Origin of the sequence: Metapseudomonas otitidis, from assembly GCF_900111835.1 — a bacterium.
GTDB classification, from domain to species: domain Bacteria; phylum Pseudomonadota; class Gammaproteobacteria; order Pseudomonadales; family Pseudomonadaceae; genus Metapseudomonas; species Metapseudomonas otitidis.
Window position 1 is genome coordinate 1 of the sequence record NZ_FOJP01000003.1, and the last position, 19,510, is coordinate 19,510.

At 68.3% G+C, this 19,510-nt stretch carries 17 protein-coding genes and 1 pseudogene; 10 read left to right on the top strand and 8 right to left on the bottom strand.

What is annotated here, in order from left to right:
* Positions 1-462: pseudogene (locus tag BM198_RS04245) on the top strand (outer membrane protein OmpK); the annotation flags it as partial.
* A 60-nt stretch (positions 463-522) separates the two neighbouring features.
* Here the strand turns inward: BM198_RS04245 and BM198_RS04250 are convergent.
* The 4 genes from BM198_RS04250 to moaA all read right to left on the bottom strand — a co-directional run bounded on the left by BM198_RS04250 (position 523) and on the right by moaA (position 4,416).
* The gene (locus BM198_RS04250) at positions 523-972 is read right to left on the bottom strand and encodes a ferritin-like domain-containing protein (RefSeq protein ID WP_074968075.1); all 450 of its coding nucleotides are present in this window, start codon (positions 970-972) and stop codon (positions 523-525) included.
* Positions 973-1,076: 104 nt separating this feature from the next.
* Complete coding sequence (locus tag BM198_RS04255) at positions 1,077-1,919, bottom strand: substrate-binding periplasmic protein (RefSeq protein ID WP_083422328.1); 843 nt, start codon at positions 1,917-1,919, stop codon at positions 1,077-1,079.
* Positions 1,916-3,274, bottom strand: coding sequence for an 8-oxoguanine deaminase (locus BM198_RS04260; RefSeq protein ID WP_044404294.1), 1,359 nt, complete (start codon positions 3,272-3,274; stop codon positions 1,916-1,918). Before BM198_RS04260 ends, BM198_RS04255 begins: the two co-directional genes overlap by 4 nt.
* A gap of 146 nt (positions 3,275-3,420) precedes the next feature.
* Positions 3,421-4,416 (bottom strand): GTP 3',8-cyclase MoaA, encoded by a 996-nt coding sequence (gene moaA / locus BM198_RS04265; RefSeq protein WP_074968079.1) that lies wholly within the window; start codon positions 4,414-4,416, stop codon positions 3,421-3,423.
* Between the two features lie 221 nt (positions 4,417-4,637).
* On the opposite strand from moaA, the gene BM198_RS04270 reads away from it, so the two are divergent.
* Positions 4,638-5,267 carry a TetR/AcrR family transcriptional regulator gene (locus tag BM198_RS04270; protein ID WP_074968081.1) on the top strand — a complete coding sequence of 210 codons (630 nt, stop codon included), beginning with the start codon at positions 4,638-4,640 and terminating at the stop codon, positions 5,265-5,267.
* Between the two features lie 7 nt (positions 5,268-5,274).
* Here the strand turns inward: BM198_RS04270 and BM198_RS04275 are convergent, their stop codons facing one another.
* Both BM198_RS04275 and BM198_RS04280 read right to left on the bottom strand, forming a co-directional pair.
* A complete protein-coding gene (locus BM198_RS04275; RefSeq protein WP_074968083.1) occupies positions 5,275-6,711 on the bottom strand; it encodes an RtcB family protein in 1,437 nt (478 codons plus the stop codon).
* A 133-nt stretch (positions 6,712-6,844) separates the two neighbouring features.
* A complete protein-coding gene (locus BM198_RS04280; protein WP_044404282.1) occupies positions 6,845-7,285 on the bottom strand; it encodes a GlcG/HbpS family heme-binding protein in 441 nt (146 codons plus the stop codon).
* Positions 7,286-7,622: 337 nt separating this feature from the next.
* On the opposite strand from BM198_RS04280, the gene gcl reads away from it, so the two are divergent.
* The 8 genes from gcl (at position 7,623) to BM198_RS04320 (ending at position 16,895) form a co-directional block, all read left to right on the top strand.
* Entirely contained in the window at positions 7,623-9,398 is a 1,776-nt protein-coding gene (gene gcl, locus BM198_RS04285; RefSeq protein ID WP_074968085.1) for a glyoxylate carboligase, read from the top strand.
* Between the two features lie 60 nt (positions 9,399-9,458).
* Positions 9,459-10,241: a hydroxypyruvate isomerase gene (gene hyi, locus BM198_RS04290; RefSeq protein WP_044404276.1), complete on the top strand. Its 783-nt coding sequence runs from the start codon at positions 9,459-9,461 to the stop codon at positions 10,239-10,241.
* A 16-nt stretch (positions 10,242-10,257) separates the two neighbouring features.
* On the top strand, positions 10,258-11,148 hold the full coding sequence (locus BM198_RS04295) for a 2-hydroxy-3-oxopropionate reductase (RefSeq protein ID WP_069564510.1): 891 nt from the start codon (positions 10,258-10,260) through the stop codon (positions 11,146-11,148).
* Between the two features lie 222 nt (positions 11,149-11,370).
* Positions 11,371-12,651: a glycerate kinase type-2 family protein gene (locus tag BM198_RS04300; protein WP_074968087.1), complete on the top strand. Its 1,281-nt coding sequence runs from the start codon at positions 11,371-11,373 to the stop codon at positions 12,649-12,651.
* Entirely contained in the window at positions 12,641-14,056 is a 1,416-nt protein-coding gene (gene pyk, locus BM198_RS04305; RefSeq protein WP_044404267.1) for a pyruvate kinase, read from the top strand. Before BM198_RS04300 ends, pyk begins: the two co-directional genes overlap by 11 nt.
* Positions 14,057-14,175: 119 nt before the next feature.
* The gene (locus BM198_RS04310; protein WP_074968089.1) at positions 14,176-15,102 is read left to right on the top strand and encodes an urea transporter; all 927 of its coding nucleotides are present in this window, start codon (positions 14,176-14,178) and stop codon (positions 15,100-15,102) included.
* An 88-nt stretch (positions 15,103-15,190) separates the two neighbouring features.
* Positions 15,191-15,814 (top strand): HD domain-containing protein, encoded by a 624-nt coding sequence (locus BM198_RS04315; protein ID WP_074968091.1) that lies wholly within the window; start codon positions 15,191-15,193, stop codon positions 15,812-15,814.
* An 82-nt stretch (positions 15,815-15,896) separates the two neighbouring features.
* On the top strand, positions 15,897-16,895 hold the full coding sequence (locus BM198_RS04320) for a sulfate ABC transporter substrate-binding protein (protein ID WP_044404264.1): 999 nt from the start codon (positions 15,897-15,899) through the stop codon (positions 16,893-16,895).
* A gap of 36 nt (positions 16,896-16,931) precedes the next feature.
* Here BM198_RS04320 and BM198_RS04325 read toward each other — a convergent pair whose 3' ends face one another.
* Together BM198_RS04325 and BM198_RS04330 are read right to left on the bottom strand one after the other, a co-directional pair.
* Positions 16,932-18,026: a DmpA family aminopeptidase gene (locus BM198_RS04325; protein WP_074968093.1), complete on the bottom strand. Its 1,095-nt coding sequence runs from the start codon at positions 18,024-18,026 to the stop codon at positions 16,932-16,934.
* A 16-nt stretch (positions 18,027-18,042) separates the two neighbouring features.
* Positions 18,043-19,407, bottom strand: a complete 1,365-nt coding sequence (locus tag BM198_RS04330) for an APC family permease (protein WP_044404260.1) — start codon at positions 19,405-19,407, stop codon at positions 18,043-18,045.
* Positions 19,408-19,510 lie beyond the last annotated feature (103 nt).

Consider the following 19,510-nt stretch of genomic DNA (forward strand, 5'->3'; position numbering starts at 1 on the left):
GAGCGTGGCGAGAACCGCAACCAGAACTACCTGCTCGGCCCGGGCTTCGACCTGGCCCTGCCCGGCTTCGACTACTTCCAGCTGAACTTCTACTACCGCAAACCCGACGGCATCACCAAGAACCCGTCCGGCCAGTGGCAGGTCACCCCGGTGTGGTCCTACACCGTGCCGGTGGGCAAGTCCGACATCCTCATCGACGGCTTCATGGACTGGGTCTGGAACAACAAGGACGCCACCACCAACCGCCCCAACGACCTGCACGCCAACCTGCACTTCAACCCGCAGATCAAGTACGACCTGGGCAAGGCCCTGGACCTAGGCGCCAAGCAGCTCTACGTCGGTGTCGAGTACGACTACTGGAGCAACAAGTACGGCATCGACGACAACAGCTACCTGGGCGACACGATCCTCGGCGGCACCGACCAGAACACCGCCAGCCTGCTGGTCAAGGTGCACTTCTGATCGCGCCATGAAAAAGGGGACGGCGCCTGCGCGCCGTCCCCTCGCTTGAAACCGCTTCGATCAGCTGGCGCGAGCCAGGTTGCGCAGCGCCTTGATCTGGTCATGGTTGCGCTGGACGCCCAGCAGCTGCCGCTCGACCAAGGTGCGTGCCTCGGTCGGCAGCTCCTTGCCCAGCGCCTCGCGGTAATGCTTGAGCGCCACATCCTCGCCACGCTCGCACTCGTTGAGAATGGCCTCCTCGCTCTTGCCGGTCACCAGCGCCTTGAGGTCCACCCAGCGGCGGTGCAGGGCACCCGCCACGCTGGAGGACGACTCGGGCTCGCCCCCCAGGCTGCGTACCATCTGCTGAAGCTCGGCGGTGGCACGGCCGCACTCCCGCGAGCGCTCGGTCAGGGTGGCCTTGAGCTGTGGGGTCTTCACGTGCTCGGCGCATTCGAGGAAGCCCTTCTCACCGTCCTTGCTGGTCTCGATCAGTTCGTTCAGCGCATCAATGGCGTGCTCGTTGTTCATCGTGCAGTCCTCTTTCCGGTTGACGGGCGGCCGGCGGTCGCCCGGCCTTCGTATTGGTGGACAGGGCGACCCGAGGGACGGTTCAAGCTTTTCGCCCACCGGCGTTACTGCCCTTGCGCCTCCTTGCGCTTCTGCCGTTCGAGGAAGTCCACCTTCCACTGCTCCATGCCCATGTAGGCCGAGTCCAGGTTGGCCTCAACGCGATAGCGAGCCTTCAATGCCGCCACCTCCTGTGCGTGTTCGCCCAGGAAGCGATCGAAGCGCTGCACCAGTTCGGGGTGGCGTACGGACGACAGGTGGAAATGGCTGCGGGTGTGGGGCAGCGAAGGGTCGAACACCAGCGCACCCGGGCGGGCCCGGACGTTGTCCAGGTAATAGGTGGCGACCACCACATTGAAGTAGGCGCCATCCGTGTCCCGCCGCAGGGTCTGGTTGATCATCTGCCGCAGGTCACGGGCCTCCACCGGCTGGACCTGCCCCGCCTCGATACGCGACTGGTAGCCCCGGGGCGTCCAGCCCTTCACCAGGGCCAGCCGACGGATGCCGTCGAGCCCCTGGCCAGCATGTCGCGGGTCCACCAGCACGCCATCCACGTAGGCCACCACCGGCGTACTGTAGGTGGGCGCGTACCCGGGCGCCGCCGCACCAGCCCACTCGGGGTTGTCCGGGTAGCGCAGGTCCACCTCCCCCGCCGCCGCCCGCTGCGCCAGCTCGTTGACCGGTAATGGCCGGTACTCCAGCTGCAGGCCCTCGCTGCGGGCGAACAGGTCCAGCAGGTCGCGGCCGAAGCCGCGGTACTGCCCGCTCTCATCGAGCTGGTAGTGAGGTTGGAACGCCAGGTTCTCGACACCTACCACATAGCCCTGGGCCTGCGCCGCCAGCGGCAGCACGCCCACCAGCAAGCCCGCACAGGCGAGCCTGCCGGGAATCGACCTGCGGCGCCTCATTCACCGGTCACCAGTTGGCGGGCCAGGCGGTTGTGGCGCTCGAGCACCACGGGCAGGTCGACCGTCAGCAACTGGCCATCCCGCACCACCACCCGCCCGTTGATCACGCTGGTGGAGACCTGGGTCGGCGTGCAGAAGACCAGCGCAGCCAGCGGGTCGTGATGAGCCCCGGCATAGGCCACGTGCCCCAGGTCGAAGGCCACGAAGTCCGCCGCCATGCCCGGCGCCAGGGCGCCGATGTCGTCGCGGTTGAGCACCTTGGCACCGCCCAGGGTGGCGATTTCCAGCGCCTCGCGGGCGGTCATGGCGTCCGGACCGAAGCCGACCCGCTGCAGCAGCAGCGCCTGGCGCACCTCGCCGATCATGCTGGCGCCGTCGTTGGAGGCCGAGCCGTCCACACCGAGGCCCACCGGCACACCCGCATCGCGCATGCGGCGGATCGGCGCGATGCCCGAGGCCAGGCGCATGTTCGAGCACGGGCAATGGGCGACGCCGGTACCGGTGCGGGCGAACAGGTCGATGCCGTGCTGGTCCAGCTGCACGCAGTGGGCGTGCCACACGTCATGGCCGACCCAGCCCAGGTCCTCGGCGTACTCGGCGGGCGTCATGCCGAACTTCTCGCGGCTGTAGGCGATGTCGTTGACGTTCTCCGCCAGATGGGTGTGCAGGGAGACACCGTACTGGCGGGCCAGCACGGCGGCCTCGCGCATCAGGTCACGGCTCACCGAGAAGGGCGAGCACGGCGCCACCACGACCCGCAGCATCGAACCGTGGGAAGCGTCGTGGTAGTCCTCGATCAGGCGCTGGGACTCCTTGAGGATGTCCGCCTCCTTCTCCACCACCGAATCCGGCGGCAGGCCACCCTGGCTGCGACCGACGCTCATGCTGCCGCGGGCGGCGTGGAAGCGCATGCCGATCTCGCGGGCGGCGTGGATGCTGTCATCCAGCTTGCAGCCATTGGGATAGATGTAGAGGTGGTCGCTGGAGGTGGTGCAGCCGGAGAGGATCAGCTCGGCCATGGCCGTCTGGGTGGACACCCCGATCATCTCCGGCGTCAGCCGTGCCCAGATGGGGTAGAGGTTGGTCAGCCAGTTGAACAGCTCGCCGTCCTGGGCGGCCGGCACCACACGGGTGAGGCTCTGGTACATGTGGTGGTGGGTGTTGACCAGGCCAGGGATCACCACCTTGCCGGTCATGTCCAGCACCTCGTCGGCGCTCTGGGGCAGTTCGGCGCTCGGCCCCACCTGGCGGATGACGTTGTCCTCGATGAACAGGCCGCCCTGCCGGATCTCGCGGCGTTCGCCGTCCATGGTGACCAGCAGGTCGGCGTTCTTCACCAGCAATGTCTTGCCCATGCGTACTCTCCTCCGCCCTCGTGGGCGATCTTGTTGTTCAGGGAATGGTCAGTCGGCGAATCGAAAGGCCGGCCGCAGCCCAACCCAGCGCCCGACAGGGCACTCAGCGGTTCAGGGGGAATGCGGGAAGCGGTCCGGCGTCTCGATCAGCCGCCGGTGGCGCTCATGAAGCGGACCACCTGCACTTGCTGGTCGGCTTCGAAGTGGTGCCGTTCCGGCTTGAGCCGGAGCGCCTCCACCAGGGCCGAGCGCAGCCTGTCCGAATCGCCGGGGTGGCGACGGATCAATGCCTTCAGGTCGAGCGCGCCGTCACTGCCCAGGCACAGCACCAGCTTGCCCTCGGCGGTGACCCGCACCCGGTTGCAATCACCGCAGAAGTTGCGGCTGTGGGGTGAGATGAAGCCGACGTGGGTGTCGCTGCCGACCACCTGGTAGTAGCGCGACGGGCCGCCGGTGCGGTGGCTGCTGGGCAGCAGCTCGAAACGTTGCGCCACCCGCTCGCGCACCTCCTCCGAGGTGCACAGGGTGACCTTGCGCTCATGGCTGGAGATGCTGCCCAGGGGCATCTCTTCGATGAAGCTGATGTCCAGGCCGCGCTCGACGGCGAAGGCCACCAGGTCCTCCACCTCGTCATCGTTGCGGCCCTTCTGCACCACGCTGTTGAGCTTGATGCGCCGGAAGCCGGCCCCACGCGCCGCATCGATGCCCGCCAGCACCTGGTCGAGCCGATCACGCCGGGTGAAGGCGGCAAAGCGTTCGCGCTGTAGGGAATCGAGGCTCACGTTCAGCCGGGTGACGCCGGCACCGCGCAGGTCGGCGGCCATGTGCGCCAGCTGCGAACCGTTGGTGGTGATGGCCAGGTCGTCGAGCTCGCGACGCTGGCCCAGGCGGCCAAGCAACCCGGTGAGGCCCTTGCGCACCAGCGGCTCGCCGCCAGTGACGCGGATGCGCTTCACGCCCAGGCCGATGAAGGCATCGGCGACGGTGTACAGCTCTTCGAGGCTGAGGATCTGGGCGCGCGGCGCGAAGACCATGTCTTCGCTCATGCAGTAGGTGCAACGGAAATCGCACCGGTCGGTGACCGAAAGACGCAGGTAGGTGATGGAGCGACCGAAGGGGTCGCGCAAGGTGTGGTCTGGCATCTTGAAGCCTGCCGCAGCACGCGCCGGTCGGGACCCGGCGGCATGGACGGATCGGCAGATAAGAGCAGAAAAAACACTTTTTGTATACAGGAATGCGGGGCCGGAACCCGCCAAAAGGCTGCCCGTAGCTTGCTTGAGAGCGCGGGAAAGCCGGTGCTACCATGCCCGCCCGCTCGCCAGCCGACCGTGAGGGCCCTCGGCGAGTGAACCAAGGAGCAGATGTGAGCAGTATTCGCGAGCGCAATAGAGAGCTGATCCTGAGCGCGGCCAGCGAGGAGTTCGCCGACAAGGGATTCGCCGCGACCAAGACCAGTGACATCGCCGCCAAGGCAGGCTTGCCCAAGCCCAACGTCTACTACTACTTCAAGTCCAAGGAAAACCTCTACCGGGAAGTGCTCGAGAGCATCGTCGAGCCCCTGCTGGCAGCCTCCCACCCGTTCAACGAAGGCGGCCACCCGGACCAGGTCCTGCGGGCCTACATCCGCTCCAAGATCCGCATCTCCCGCGACCTGCCCCACGCCTCCAAGGTGTTCGCCAGCGAGATCATGCACGGCGCGCCGCACCTGTCCGCCGAGCGCACCGCGCAACTCAACGAACAGGCCCGCCACAACATCGCCTGCATCCAGGGCTGGATCGACCAGGGCCTGATGGCCCCCGTCGATCCCAACCATCTGATGTTCAGCATCTGGGCCGCGACCCAGACCTATGCCGACTTCGACTGGCAGATTTCCGTCGTCACCGGCAAGGCCAGCCTCAGCGACACCGACTACGACGCCGCCGCCGACACCATCATCCGCCTGGTGCTCAATGGCTGCGAGGTGAAGCCGGCGCCCGAACGGCAGAGCGCCTGACCACCCCTCAAGCCTTGAAGGTGAGGATCGGGCTGAAGCGGGCGATCACCGCGACCGTCTCCTCCTCCACCTGGGCACGCACCACCTCGCCGATCTCCTTGTAGGCGCCGGGCGCCTCCTCGATCAGCCGCTCCTCGCGACGGGTGATGCACTGCACCCGGTCCAGCCCCAGCCCATCCGGTGCGCGACGCGCCTGCAGGCGGACCTCGCTGCGGGACATCGAACGCCCCGCCCCGTGGCTGGCCGAGCGCAGCCACTGCGCGTTGCCCAGCCCCCTGAGCAGGTAGGAGTCGTGCCCCATGCTGCCGGGAATCAGCAGGTCCTGCCCGGCATAGGCTGGCGTCGCGCCCTTGCGATGAACGTTGCCCACCGACTCCCGCAGCACGATGTTGTGCGGCACGTCCACCAGCAGCGGCGCCTCGATGTCCGTGCCGAACACCTCGCGGGTGCGCTGGCGCACCATCTCGGCGATCAGCGCGCGATTGGCATCGGCGTAGTGGGCGGCCGCATGCATCGCCGCCAGGTACTCATCGGCCATGGGCCCGAGCAGGGCGAACACCCGCGACTCGGGGTGGCGGATGCCCTTCGGCCACAGCTCGCGGGCCTTGTCCATCCAGCGCCGCCCGACATGGAAGCCCACGTCGCGGGAGCCGGTGTGGATCATCAGCACCACCTGCCCCACCGACAGGCCGCGCTCGAAGCAGGCACGGCGGTCCACCAGCTCGGTCACCACCTGCACCTCGACGAAGTGGTTGCCGCCACCCACCGTGCCCAGGCCCGGATCGCGCAGGCGCGGGCGGGCCGGGTCCTGCAGGGCTGCGGGTGCATGGCGGGCTTCGCCGCGCTCGAACGACGACGGGTGCAACTGCGCCAGCTCCGCCATCACCTGGGCGTAGTCGAGGTGCCCGAACAGCCCCTCGCGCTCGCCCCGTTGGCGCAGCGACGCCCAAAAGTCGCCCAGCCCGCCGGCGAACAGCGCCGTCATGTCGCCCGGCGCCGTGGGAATGTTGCGGGTGCCGTCCAGCAGGTCGCCGCGGACGCGCTCCACCCAGTCGGCCTTGCGTGACAGGAAGCGCTCGTAGTCGAGGCCCAGCCGGTGCAGGCGCATGCCGCAGTTGATGTCGGTGCCGATGCTCTGCGGGATCACCATGTCCGGGCTGGTGACGATCACCGCACCGACCGGGATGCTGGTACCGGCATGGAAATCCGGTGTCGCACAGGCACAGCGCACCTCGCCACCCAACGGATGACGGACGCCTGCGAAGTCGAGCAGTTGCTGCACCGCCTTTTCCTCGATGGGCAGGGATTCGGGCAGCAGGATGCGCGCGTCGAGGCCGGCGCGGTTCAGGGAAGCGATCGAAAGGGTATTGCCGTTGACGCGGCTGATGGCCACGCCGCTGCGGGCCAGCTTCTGCTGGATCCGCTTGAAAGGGGTCTTGTTCATGACGCTGCTTTTTCGATGGACGAAAACAGGCACCGCCCGATCAGGGCGATGCAGCATGTCCGTCAGCAGCAGAAGGGACGGCGCGCATCCTAGGCTTGCGACGGCTTCGCCGCAAGCCCCGGCGCGCCAGAAGTCAGGCCGGCAGGCCGGCGTCGGCCCTCAGACCGACCGCCTCCACGCCCGAGACGGCGCACTGCTCGTCGATGTCGGAGGTGTCGCCGCTGATGCCCACCGCCCCGATCACCTCCCCCGCCGGGTCGCGGATCAGCACGCCCCCCGGTGCCGGCACCAGGTTGCCGTCGGCCAGGTGGTTGACGGCACCGATGAAGGCCGGGCGCTGCTGGGCGTCCGCCGCAATCAGCCGGGAGCCCTTGCCCAACGCCACCGCGCCCCAGGCCTTGCCGATGGCGATCTGCGGTCGAAGCATGCTGGCGCCGTCCTCGCGCTGCAGGGCGATCAGGTGCCCGCCGGCGTCGAGCACGGCAATGGTCAGCGGCGCGGCACGCAGGGCGCGCCCGGCCTCCAGCGCGCGGTGGGTGATGCTCATGGCGGTTTCCAGGGACAGGGTGCTCATGGCGAGGCTTCCTCGGTCAGATGATGGTCCGGTCGCTCCTAAGCGCACCCAAGGGGCATCAGGCCCTGCTCGTCAGGCGCTGCTGGAGGCATTCGCCGGAGTAAATCAGGCAATACAAAAAAATCAACACAAAAATACAATGATCGTGCTTTTTGTATACAAACAAGATGAGCGGTAGCCGATAGCCAGCCTGAACCCCGCGTCAAACGGGCGTTTTAAAGAAAGCGCTCCCTTCGTCCATCTCCCCTGGAAATCTTCTTGACCCGTTCTCGAACGCCTGAATAGAATCCGCCAACACGACTTGTATACAATTTTCACAATAAACGAGGCACAAAACATGGCCAAAATGAGAGCAATCGAGGCTGCCGTTCTGGTGATGCGCCGCGAAGGCGTCGACACTGCGTTCGGCGTACCCGGCGCCGCGATCAACCCGCTGTACGCCGCCCTGAACAAGATCGGCGGTGTTGACCATGTGCTGGCCCGCCACGTCGAAGGCGCCTCCCACATGGCCGAGGGCTACACCCGCACCAACCCGGGCAACATCGGCGTGTGCATCGGCACCTCCGGCCCGGCGGGCACCGACATGGTCACCGGCCTGTACTCCGCCTCCGCCGACTCCATCCCGATCCTCTGCATCACCGGCCAGGCACCTCGCGCCCGCCTGCACAAGGAGGACTTCCAGGCCGTCGACATCACCAACATCGTCAAGCCGGTGACCAAGTGGGCGACCACCGTCCTCGAGCCGGGCCAGGTGCCCTACGCCTTCCAGAAGGCCTTCTTCGAAATGCGCAGCGGCCGCCCCGGCCCGGTGCTGATCGACCTGCCGTTCGACGTGCAGATGGCCGAGATCGAATTCGACATCGAGGCCTACCAGCCGCTGGCCGTGAACAAGCCCAGCGCCAGCCGCATCCAGGCCGAGAAGGCCCTGGCGATGCTCAACGACGCCGAGCGCCCGGTGCTGGTGGCCGGTGGCGGCATCATCAACGCCGACGCCTCCGAGCGCCTGGTGGAGTTCGCCGAGCTGACCGGCGTGCCGGTCATCCCGACCCTGATGGGCTGGGGCACCATCCCCGACGACCACCCGCTGATGGCCGGCATGTGCGGCCTGCAGACCTCCCACCGCTACGGCAACGCCACCCTGCTGGAGTCCGACCTGGTGTTCGGCATCGGCAACCGCTGGGCCAACCGCCACACCGGCTCCGTGGACGTCTACACCCAGGGCCGCCGCTTCATCCACGTGGACATCGAACCGACCCAGATCGGCCGCGTGTTCACCCCCGACCTGGGCATCGTCTCCGACGCCGCCGCCGCCCTGGACGCCTTCCTCGAAGTCGCCCGCGAGTGGAAGGCCGCCGGCAAGCTGAAGGACCGTAGCGCCTGGGTCGAATCCTGCCGCGAGCGCAAGCGCACCCTGCTGCGCAAGACCCACTTCGACAACGTGCCGGTGAAGCCCCAGCGCGTGTACGAGGAGATGAACGAGTTCTTCGGCAAGGACACCTGCTACGTCAGCACCATCGGCCTGTCGCAGATCGCCGGTGCCCAGTTCCTGCACGTCTACAAGCCGCGCCACTGGATCAACTGCGGCCAGGCCGGCCCGCTGGGCTGGACCATCCCCGCCGCCCTCGGCGTGGTCAAGGCCGATCCGCAGCGCCAGGTGGTCGCCCTCTCCGGCGACTACGACTTCCAGTTCATGATCGTGGAGCTGGCCGCCGGCGCGCAGTTCAACCTGCCCTACATCCACGTGCTGGTGAACAACTCCTACCTGGGGCTGATCCGCCAGGCGCAGCGCGGCTTCGAGATCGACTACTGCGTGCAGCTGTCCTTCGAGAACGTCAACGCACCGGAGCTGAACGGCTACGGCGTGGACCACGTCGCCGTGGTCGAGGGCCTGGGTTGCAAGGCCATCCGCGTGTTCGACGCCAACGACCTGCAGGCCGCCTTCGCCCAGGCCCGCAAGCTGATGGCGGAGTTCCGCGTACCGGTGGTGGTGGAGGTCATCCTGGAGCGTGTCACCAACATCTCCATGGGCACCGAGATCAATGCCGTCAACGAGTTCGAAGAGCTGGCCCTGACCGGCGCCGACGCCCCCACTGCCATCTCGCTGCTGGACTGACGAGCCACCTCCCCTCTCCCGTTCGTGGCGGGAGAGGGGCGTCTACCGAGGAGAATCTTCATGCCCCGTTTCGCTGCCAACCTGTCCATGCTGTTCACCGAGGTGGACTTCTTGGACCGTTTCGCCGCCGCCGCCGAAGCCGGCTTCAGCGGCGTCGAGTACCTCTTCCCCTATGACTACCCGGCCGAGGAGATCAAGGCCCGCCTGGACGCCAACGGCCTGGAGCAGGTGCTGTTCAACCTGCCAGCCGGCGACTGGGCCAAGGGTGAGCGCGGCATCGCCTGCCACCCCGATCGCATCGAGGAATTCCGCGCCGGCGTCGACAAGGCCATCGCCTACGCCAAGGTCCTGGGCAACAAGCAGGTCAACTGCCTGGCCGGCATCCGCCCGCAGGGCCACAGCTGCGAGGTGATCGAGAACACCTTCCTCAACAACCTCGAATACGCCGCCGAGCGCCTCGAAGCCGCCGGCATCACGCTGGTGATGGAGATGATCAACACCCTCGACATCCCCGGCTTCTACCTGCAGACCACCCGCCAGGCGCTGGATGTCCGCGAGAAGGTAGGCAGCCCCAACCTGTTCCTGCAGTACGACATCTACCACATGCAAATCATGGAGGGAGACCTGGCCCGTACCCTGGAACGCAACCTCCCCGCTATCCACCACGTGCAGCTGGCCGACAACCCCGGCCGCCACGAACCGGGCACCGGCGAGATCAACTACCGCTTCCTCTTCCAGCACCTCGACCGCATCGGCTACCAGGGCTGGATCGGCTGCGAGTACAAGCCCGCCACCACGACCGCCGCCGGCCTGGGCTGGCTGAAAACCCACAACGCCATCTAATAACGAGGTATTCCACATGGCCAAGATCGGATTCATCGGCACCGGCATCATGGGCCTGCCCATGGCGCAGAACCTGCAGAAAGCCGGCCACCAGCTGTTCCTCTCCAACCACCATGACAAGGCCCCTGCCGCGCTCGTCGAGGCCGGCGCCATCGCCCTGGCCAACCCCCGCGAAGTGGCCCAGGAAGCCGAGTTCATCATCGTCATGGTGCCGGACACCCCGCAGGTCGAAGACGTACTGTTCCGCAAGGACGGCATCGCCGAAGGCGTGGGCCCGAACAAGGTGGTGATCGACATGAGCTCCATCTCCCCCACTGCCACCAAGGCCTTCGCCGAGAAGATCAAGGCCACCGGCGCCACCTACCTCGACGCCCCCGTCTCCGGCGGTGAAGTCGGCGCCAAGGCCGCGACCCTGAGCATCATGGTCGGCGGCTGTCCGAATGCCTTCGAACGCGCCCTGCCGCTGTTCCAGGCCATGGGCAAGAACATCACCCGCGTCGGCGGCAGCGGTGACGGCCAGACCGCCAAGGTGGCCAACCAGATCATCGTCGCGCTGAACATCCAGGCCGTTGCCGAGGCCCTGCTGTTCGCCGCCCGCAACGGTGCCGACCCGGCCAAGGTGCGTGAGGCGCTGATGGGCGGCTTCGCCGGCTCGAAGATCCTCGAAGTGCACGGCGAGCGCATGATCAAGGGCACCTTCGATCCGGGCTTCCGTATCAACCTGCACCAGAAGGACCTCAACCTGGCCCTCTCCGGCGCCCGCGAACTGGGCCTCAACCTGCCCAACACCGCCAACGCCCAGCAGGTGTTCAGCACCTGCGCCGCCCTGGGCGGCAGCGGCTGGGACCACTCCGCGCTGATCAAGGGCCTGGAGCACATGGCCAACTTCTCCATCCGCAAGGAGTAAGGCGTTTGCCGCCGGGTGCATGAGCCGGTCCACGGATCGGTTTATCCTCGGCGAACCCCAATCGACTGCCCTGGCCCGAGGTGACACGGCGCCAGAGGCCAGGGTGGTCGATCCCAGTCCCGAGCGGCCCCGCACCCCGGCCGCTCGGGACTGGGATCGGCCCGCCCGACGCCCCAGGCCGACGGTAGCCCCCGAACCACTGCCCTGCCCTGGAGCCCCCTCATGCCGCTCAATCCCGAAGCCCTGCTGCGCGACCTGTTCGCCACCGCCATCGCCGCCGCCCATCCCCGCCAGGTCCTCGCCGACCACCTGCCCACCGACCGTTCCGGCCGCGTCATCGTCATCGGTGCCGGCAAGGCCGCCGCCGCCATGGCCGAAGTGATCGAGCGCGAATGGCAGGGCGAGATCGCCGGCCTGGTGGTGACCCGCTACGGCCACGGCGCCGACTGCCGGCGCATCGAAGTGGTCGAAGCCGCCCACCCGGTGCCGGACGCCGCCGGCCTGGAAACGGCCCGGCGCGTACTGGAGCTGGTCAGCGGCCTCAGCGAAGCGGACCGGGTGATCTTCCTGCTTTCCGGCGGCGGCTCCTCCCTGCTGGCCCTGCCGGCCGAAGGGCTCACCCTCCAGGACAAGCAGCAGGTCAACAAGGCCCTGCTCCGGTCCGGCGCCTCCATCTCCGAGATGAACTGCGTGCGCAAGCACCTCTCGGCCATCAAGGGCGGCCGCCTGGCCAAGGCCTGCTGGCCGGCCACCGTCTACACCTATGCCATCTCCGACGTGCCCGGCGACGAGGCCACGGTGATCGCCTCCGGCCCCACCGTGGCCGACCCGACCACCTCCGCCGACGCCCTGGCGATCCTAGCCCGCTACCAGATCGAGGTACCCGCCCACGTCCGCGCCTGGCTGCAGGACCCGCGCTCGGAGACGGTCAAGCCCGGTGACCCGTGCCTGTCCCGCAGCCACTTCCAGCTCATTGCCACGCCCCAGCAATCCCTCGACGCCGCCGCCGACAAGGTCCGCGCCGCCGGCCTGACGCCGCTGATCCTCGGCGACCTGGAGGGCGAATCCCGCGAGGTGGCCAAGGTCCACGCCGGCATCGCCCGGCAGATCGCCCGCCACGGCCAGCCGATCAAGCCGCCGTGCGTGATCCTCTCCGGCGGCGAGACCACCGTCACCGTACGCGGCAACGGCCGTGGCGGGCGCAACGCCGAGTTCCTCCTCAGCCTGGCCCACGACCTCAAGGGCCACCCGGGCATCTACGCCCTGGCAGGCGACACTGACGGCATCGACGGTTCCGAGGACAATGCCGGCGCCCTGATGACCCCGGAGAGCCACGCCCGCGCCCAGACACTCGGCCTGTCCTCCCGCGACGCCCTCGACGACAACGACGGCTACGGCTATTTCGCCGCCCTCGACGGGCTGATCGTGACCGGCCCGACCCGTACCAACGTCAACGACTTCCGCGCCATCCTGATTCTTGAGAGCCCTGCACATGACGCCTGACAAGAAAGTGAAGATCCTCGCCACCCTCGGGCCGGCGATCAAAGGCATCGACGACATCCGCGACCTGGTGAAGGCCGGCGTCAACCTGTTCCGCCTGAACTTCAGCCACGGCGAGCACGCCGACCACGCCCAGCGCTACCAGTGGGTGCGCGAGGTGGAACGCGAGCTGGGCCACCCCATCGGCATCCTCATGGACCTGCAAGGGCCCAAGCTGCGGGTCGGCCGCTTCGCCGAAGGCAAGGTCCAGCTGGAGCGCGACCAGGCCTTCCGCCTCGACCTCGACGCCCGCCCCGGCGACAGCCAACGGGTCAACCTGCCCCACCCGGAGATCATCCAGGCCCTGGAGCCGGGCATGAGCCTGCTGCTGGACGACGGCCGCCTGCGCCTGCAGGTGACCGCCAAGCATGCCGACGCGGTGGAAACCCGCGTGATCGCCGGCGGCGAGCTGTCCGACCGCAAGGGCGTGAACGTGCCCGAGGCGGTGCTGCAGCTCTCCCCCCTGACCGCCAAGGACCGCCGTGACCTGGACTTCGGCCTGGAGCTGGGCGTGGACTGGGTGGCGCTGTCGTTCGTCCAGCGCCCCGAGGACATCGTCGAAGCCCGCGAGCTGATCCAGGGCCGCGCCGCGCTGATGGCCAAGATCGAGAAGCCCTCCGCCGTGCAGCACCTGGAGGCCATCGCCCGCCTGTGCGACGCCATCATGGTGGCCCGTGGCGACCTGGGGGTCGAAGTGCCGGCCGAGAACGTGCCGCGCATCCAGAAGGACATCATCCGCACCTGCCGCCAGCTCGGCCGGCCGGTGGTGGTGGCGACCCAGATGCTCGAGTCCATGCGCTTCTCCCCGGCGCCGACCCGCGCCGAAGTCACCGACGTGGCCCACGCCGTGGCCGAAGGCGCCGACACCGTGATGCTGTCGGCCGAGACCGCCTCCGGCGACTACCCGCTGGAAACGGTGCAGATGATGAGCAAGATCATCCGCCAGGTGGAGAACGGCCCGGACTTCCAGAGCCAGCTCGACGTGGCCCGCCCCCAGGCCGAAGCCACGGCCTCCGACGCCATCAGTTGCGCCATCCGCCGCATCAGCAGCATCCTCCCCGTGGCCGTGCTGGTGAACTACACCGAGTCCGGCGCCTCCAGCCTGCGCGCCTCCCGCGAACGGCCCAAGGCGCCGATCCTCAGCCTGACGCCGAACCTGGCCACGGCGCGGCGCCTGACCCTGGCCTGGGGTGTCTACTCGGTGGTCAACGCCCGCCTGCACCGCGTCGAGGAGATCACCGGCACCGCCCTGGAGATCGCCCGTGGCCAGAATATGGCCCGCACGGGAGACACCCTGGTGATCACCGCCGGCGTCCCCCTCGGCACGCCCGGCTCCACCAACCTGCTGCGTATCGAACAACTGTCCTGAGGTGAAGCGGGCCGGCACGTATCGGCCCGCCGCCTCCCAGCCCCGGCGCGGCCCGCCCATGCAGCGAGCCGCGCCTGACGTGCCCACGAGCCGTCCCACGCGTTCTTTCGACTGCCACCATGCGAAGCCCACACCCAACCCTCCGGGGCTGGTTCATCGGCCCCCTCAACGGGGTGAGCCAGGTATTCCTGCAACGTCATCCGGGCTGCGGCGCCGTGCTGCTGCTCGCCATCTTCCTCGGGGCACCCAGCCTGCTGCCCTACGCCGTGTTGGGTACCTGGAGTGCCTGGTTCATCGCCCGTTGCCTGGGCGCAGCCCCTGACGACCTCGACGCCGGCCTCTATGGCTACAACGGCTGCCTGCTGGGCCTGCTGCTCGGGTTGCGCCTGGAGGGCGAGGCGCTGCTGCCGCTGTTCGTCATCGCCGCAGCCGGGCTGTCGAGCCTGGTGATGCGCCCTCTGCTGCGTGCCTCGCGCCACCACGACGGCCTGCCGGTGTACACCAGCCCCTTCGTGGCGCTGGGCTGGATCAGCCTGTGGCTGGCCGGCCTGCTGCCGCCGCCCCAGCCGGACGACACGCCCTGGCCCCAGGTGACCCTGGCGGACGGTGGCCTCGCCCTGTTGCGCAGCTTCGGCCAGGTGATCTTCCTCGACAGCCCCGCTGCCGGGGCCTGCGTCCTCGCCGCCCTGGCCCTCGCCAGCTGGCGCGTGGCGGCCTGGGCCCTGCTGGGCGCCGGCTCGGCGCTACTGCTGGGCATGACCCTGGCGCTGCCGCACACGGCCGTGATGGGTGGGCTGTTCGGCCTCAACGGCGTACTCATCGCCATCGCCCTCGGCCAGGGTGTCCGCAGCCTGCCCCACGTGCTGCTGGGGGTGGGGCTGGGCCTGCTGCTGCAACCCGGCTTCGCCGCCCTGGGGCTGCCGGCCATGACCGCACCCTTCATCCTCGCCTGCTGGCTGGTGCTGGCCGGTGGGCGCCTGCTGCGGGACAGCGCCCGGCGCACTGCCGACAACGCCCATGCGCTGCGCCGTGCCCGCCGCCTTTGAAAGACCATTTCAAGAGAGGCTCAGAACATTGCACGACGGCCGCCGGCCGGGCATCGTGAGCCTCCCTGCCACTGCAACCGGGCCCACCATGAGCCGACTCGATCCGACCCGCTGGAACCGCCTCTGGCAGCAGCTGGGTGCCACAGCCCCCGCCGATAGCTTCGAGCACCTGCTGGCGGCCTATTCCGCACCGGACCGCGCCTACCACAGCGACGCCCACATCGCGGCCTGCCTGGCGCACTTCGACACCTGGCAACACCTGGCCGGGCACCCACACCTCGTCGAACTGGCGCTCTGGACCCACGACCTGGTCTACGACACCCGCCGCCAGGACAACGAAGCCGCCAGCGCCGAGCAGGCAGTGGCCTGGCTGGAGGCCGCCGGGCTCGGGCACCACGGCGAGGCCGTTCGCGCGCTCATTCTCGCCACCTGCCACCAGGCACCGCCGCAAGGTGCCGACGCCGGGCTGGTGGTCGACCTCGACCTGTCCATCCTCGCGGCCCCGCCGCCGGTGTACGACGCCTACGAAACCGCCATCCGCCAGGAGTACCACTGGGTGCCGGAGCCGCTGTTCCGGGCCGGGCGCAGCAAACTCCTGAAGCAGCTCCTGGCGCACCCGGCGCTCTACCACAACGCCCCGCTGGCCGAGCGCTGGGAGCAGCCGGCCCGGCAGAACCTGCAGCGGGCCCTGCTTGCCCTCGGCGCAGAATAAGCAAATTACTTTTCAGTTCTTTAAAGCATATGCAGCCAGCCGCTATAGTCCCGCTCCTCACTCCGCCAAGAAGGAACGCACAGTGAAACGACTGTTCTCCGCCTCGCTCCTCGCCGCAGGTCTCGCCCTGGCCGGTGCCGCCCATGCCGCACCGCCGCTGCTCAACGTCTCCTACGACGTGATGCGCGACTTCTACAAGGACTACAACGCCGCCTTCCAGAAGCACTGGAAAGCGGAAAAGGGCGAGAACGTCACCCTGCAGATGTCCCACGGCGGCTCCAGCAAGCAGGCCCGTGCCGTGATCGACGGCCTGCCGGCCGACGTCATCACCATGAACCAAGCCACCGACATCGACGCCCTCGCCGACAACGGCGGCCTGGTGCCGAAGAACTGGGCCGAGCGCCTGCCGAACAACAGCGCACCGTTCACCTCCGCCACCGTGTTCATCGTGCGCAAGGGCAACCCCAAGGGCCTGAAGGACTGGCCGGACCTGGTGAAGGACGGCGTGCAGGTGGTGGTGCCCAACCCCAAGACCTCGGGCAACGGCCGCTACACCTACCTCTCCGCCTGGGGCTACGTGCTGAAGAACGGGGGCGATGAAGAGAAGGCCAAGGCCTTCGTCGGCCAGCTGTTCAAGCACGTGCCGGTGCTGGACACCGGTGGCCGTGCCGCCACCACCACCTTCATGCAGAACCAGATCGGCGACGTGCTGGTGACCTTCGAGAACGAAGCCGAGATGATCGCCCGTGAATTCGGACGCGGTGGCTTCGAGGTGGTCTACCCCAGCGTTTCCGCCGAGGCCGAGCCGCCGGTGGCTGTGGTCGACAAGGTGGTGGACAAGAAAGGCACCCGCGAAACCGCCGAGGCCTACCTGAAGTACCTGTGGAGCGACGAGGGCCAGACCATCGCCGCCAACAACTACTTGCGCCCGCGCAACCCGGAGATCCTCGCCAAGTTCTCCGACCGCTTCCCGAAGGTGGACTTCTTCTCCGTGGAGAAGACCTTCGGCAGCTGGCGTGACGTGCAGAAGACCCACTTCCAGGACGGTGGCGTGTTCGACCAGGTCTACACCGCCCAGTGACCCAGCAGGGCCCGGCCAGCGCCGGGCCCTGTCGTTTCAGCCGCGCCAGCCCTGGGCGCGCAGCGCCTCCAGCAACACATCCCCTTCCAGCGCCGGCACCCGGCGCCCATCCGCCGTGACCATCGCCCGCCCGGCCAACAGTGCATTGACGATGGCCTCCTCCACCGCCTCTGCCGCCGCCGAGAACAGCGGGGAGATGTGGTCGTTATTGACCATTGCCAGCGGTGTGCTGAACGGCAGGTCCTTGCGCGCGTAGTCCGCCGGCGGCAGGTTGCGGTTGCCGGTGGCGAAGGCCAGGAAGATGTCGCCGCTGGAGTCCTCGGTGCCGCCGCCGGTCCGGGCGATACCGATGGAGGCGCGCTGGGCCAGGCGCTGGCACTGGTGCGGCAGCAGCGGCGCGTCGGTGGCGATGATCACCACGATCGAGCCCATGCCGGGGGTATCACGCTCGGCGAAGGGCGACTCGATCTCGGTCAGCACGCGTCCTACCGGGTAGCCGTCCACCCGCAGCTCACGGCGCACGCCGTGGTTGGCCTGCACCAGCGCCCCCACCGCCCAGCCACCCTGCTCCGCCGGCAGCTGCCGGGAGGCGGTGCCGATCCCGCCCTTGAATTCGTGACAGATCATCCCGGTGCCACCACCCACGGCGCCCTCCTCCACGGCACCGCTGCGCGCCTCGGCCAGGGCCTGGCGCACCTGCTCGGGGCCGACGTGCTGGCCCCAGATGTCGTTGAGCAAACCGTCGTAGGTCTCCATCACCACCGGCATGCACCAGTACACCGCCTGCCCGGCCTGCTCGCGCTCGGCCGCCACCAGGGCATCGCGCACCACGCCGACACTGTGGGTGTTGGTGATGGCCAGCGGCGTGGTCAGCAGGCCCGCCTCGCGGATCCACTCCAGGCCGGTGGCGTCACCGTTGCCATTGAGCACATGGCAACCGGCGAAGCAGGGTTGCTGGCGGGCCGAACCCTCGCGGGGCTGCACCAGGGTCACCCCGGTGCGCACCGGCTTGCCGTCGCGCACCTCCTCCAGCGTGCTGTGGCCGACCCGGACCCCGGGCACATCGGTGATGGCGTTGAGCGGGCCGGGCGTACCCAGGCCGATGCGGATTCCCAATTGACGCGCGCGCATGGCGACTCCTTGTGGTTCAAAGCTTCTGGAAGGCCGGGCTGAACTTGCCATAGGTGCAGTAGAAGATCACCGAGACGGCCAGCAGCCCGAGGATGATGAGCAGGTCCCGGCTGGAGGCCGCCAGGCCCAGGTTGACCAGCAGCGCCGCGGCACCACCGGCAGCCAACAGGGCCGGCAACGGCCAGAACGGCATGCGGTAGCTGTGTTCCAGGTCACGCCGCAGCACCCGGCTGAACAGGCCGCACAGCCCCACCACCAGGTAGACCAGGACGATCAGCAGCACCGTGAACGAAGTCAGTTCGGCCAGGTTGGAGCTGAAGCTGAGCAGCGCCGAGGGCACCGCCAAGAACAGCGTGGCCAGCCAGGGCGAATCCCAGCGCGGATGAATGCGGGTGAAGGTGCGGTTGAGGGTCGGCATCCACAGCTCGTCGCGGCCGCTGCTGAAGATGACCCGGCCGATCTGGATGACGATGGCGACGATGGCGTTGAACACCGAGAGGAAGATACCGGCGCTGACCCAGCGCGACAGCGTCTCGTTGCCCAGGCTGGCGAGCAGGTAGCCGATGGGGTCGGGGCTGGCGATCAGGGTCTCCAGCGAGGGCGCGCCGATGATCAACGCGGTGAGCGGCACCAGCTCGATCACCACCACCAGCACCAGGGACCACAGCACCGCCTTGTGCACGCCCCGGCCGCCGCATTTCATGTCCTCGGCCATCAGCACCGCGCTGCCGTAGCCGTTGTAGGAGAACAGCGCCGTGCCCACCGCGCCCAGCACCAGCGCCATGGGCGCCGCCTGGAGCACGCCGCCATCGAGGATCTGCGGGTGCAGCAGCACGCTGGCCGGCTGACTGGGGTTGCCGAAGCCCAGGCCGACGATCACCAGCAGCGCGGCCACCTCCAGCAACAGGCAGAGGCCGGTGACCCAGGCGTTGACCTTGATGTTGAGAATGCCCAGCGCGTAGCTGGCGACGACGATGGTCAGCGCCACCGTCTGGCTGTCGAACGCCGTGCCCAGCGCGCGGTTGAGGTAGGTGGCGGCACCGGTGGCCAGCACCGGCGGGATGAACAGCAGCATGGCCAGCACCGTGAGGAAGGTGGCGTAGCCGGCCAGCCCACCGAAGATGCGCTTGGCGTAGACGTACTCCCCGCCGGCCGAGCGGTGCGCACGGCCCAGTTCGGCGTAGCAGCAGGCGAACATCAGGGCCAGCACGCCGGCCAGGGCGAAGGCCATGAAGGCGCCGCTGCCGGCCTGCTGGATGGCGAAGGGGGCGATCACGAAGATGGAACTGGCGGGGGTGACCCCGGAGACGGTGATGGCGACGACATCGGCGGTGCCGAGACTGGGTTTGAGACGGCCGCCCGCAGGCGTGGAAGCGCTCATATCCTGATCCTCTGGTTGTTATTGGGATTGAGGCAGACATCAAGCAGTACGCAATGGCGCTTCTTGCGGCGCCGGTTGGTGGGCCGATTCTGGGCGGGGCCCG

What these genes read in the sequence shown, in the direction of transcription:
- BM198_RS04250 (WP_074968075.1), bottom strand. Translation starts at nt 972, where the DNA reads ATGAACAACGAGCACGCCATTGATGCGCTGAACGAACTGATCGAGACC.
- BM198_RS04255 (WP_083422328.1), bottom strand. Translation starts at nt 1,919, where the DNA reads ATGAGGCGCCGCAGGTCGATTCCCGGCAGGCTCGCCTGTGCGGGCTTG.
- BM198_RS04260 (WP_044404294.1), bottom strand. Translation starts at nt 3,274, where the DNA reads ATGGGCAAGACATTGCTGGTGAAGAACGCCGACCTGCTGGTCACCATG.
- moaA (WP_074968079.1), bottom strand. Translation starts at nt 4,416, where the DNA reads ATGCCAGACCACACCTTGCGCGACCCCTTCGGTCGCTCCATCACCTAC.
- BM198_RS04275 (WP_074968083.1), bottom strand. Translation starts at nt 6,711, where the DNA reads ATGAACAAGACCCCTTTCAAGCGGATCCAGCAGAAGCTGGCCCGCAGC.
- BM198_RS04280 (WP_044404282.1), bottom strand. Translation starts at nt 7,285, where the DNA reads ATGAGCACCCTGTCCCTGGAAACCGCCATGAGCATCACCCACCGCGCG.
- gcl (WP_074968085.1), top strand. Translation starts at nt 7,623, where the DNA reads ATGGCCAAAATGAGAGCAATCGAGGCTGCCGTTCTGGTGATGCGCCGC.
- hyi (WP_044404276.1), top strand. Translation starts at nt 9,459, where the DNA reads ATGCCCCGTTTCGCTGCCAACCTGTCCATGCTGTTCACCGAGGTGGAC.
- BM198_RS04295 (WP_069564510.1), top strand. Translation starts at nt 10,258, where the DNA reads ATGGCCAAGATCGGATTCATCGGCACCGGCATCATGGGCCTGCCCATG.
- BM198_RS04300 (WP_074968087.1), top strand. Translation starts at nt 11,371, where the DNA reads ATGCCGCTCAATCCCGAAGCCCTGCTGCGCGACCTGTTCGCCACCGCC.
- pyk (WP_044404267.1), top strand. Translation starts at nt 12,641, where the DNA reads ATGACGCCTGACAAGAAAGTGAAGATCCTCGCCACCCTCGGGCCGGCG.
- BM198_RS04310 (WP_074968089.1), top strand. Translation starts at nt 14,176, where the DNA reads ATGCGAAGCCCACACCCAACCCTCCGGGGCTGGTTCATCGGCCCCCTC.
- BM198_RS04315 (WP_074968091.1), top strand. Translation starts at nt 15,191, where the DNA reads ATGAGCCGACTCGATCCGACCCGCTGGAACCGCCTCTGGCAGCAGCTG.
- BM198_RS04325 (WP_074968093.1), bottom strand. Translation starts at nt 18,026, where the DNA reads ATGCGCGCGCGTCAATTGGGAATCCGCATCGGCCTGGGTACGCCCGGC.
- BM198_RS04330 (WP_044404260.1), bottom strand. Translation starts at nt 19,407, where the DNA reads ATGAGCGCTTCCACGCCTGCGGGCGGCCGTCTCAAACCCAGTCTCGGC.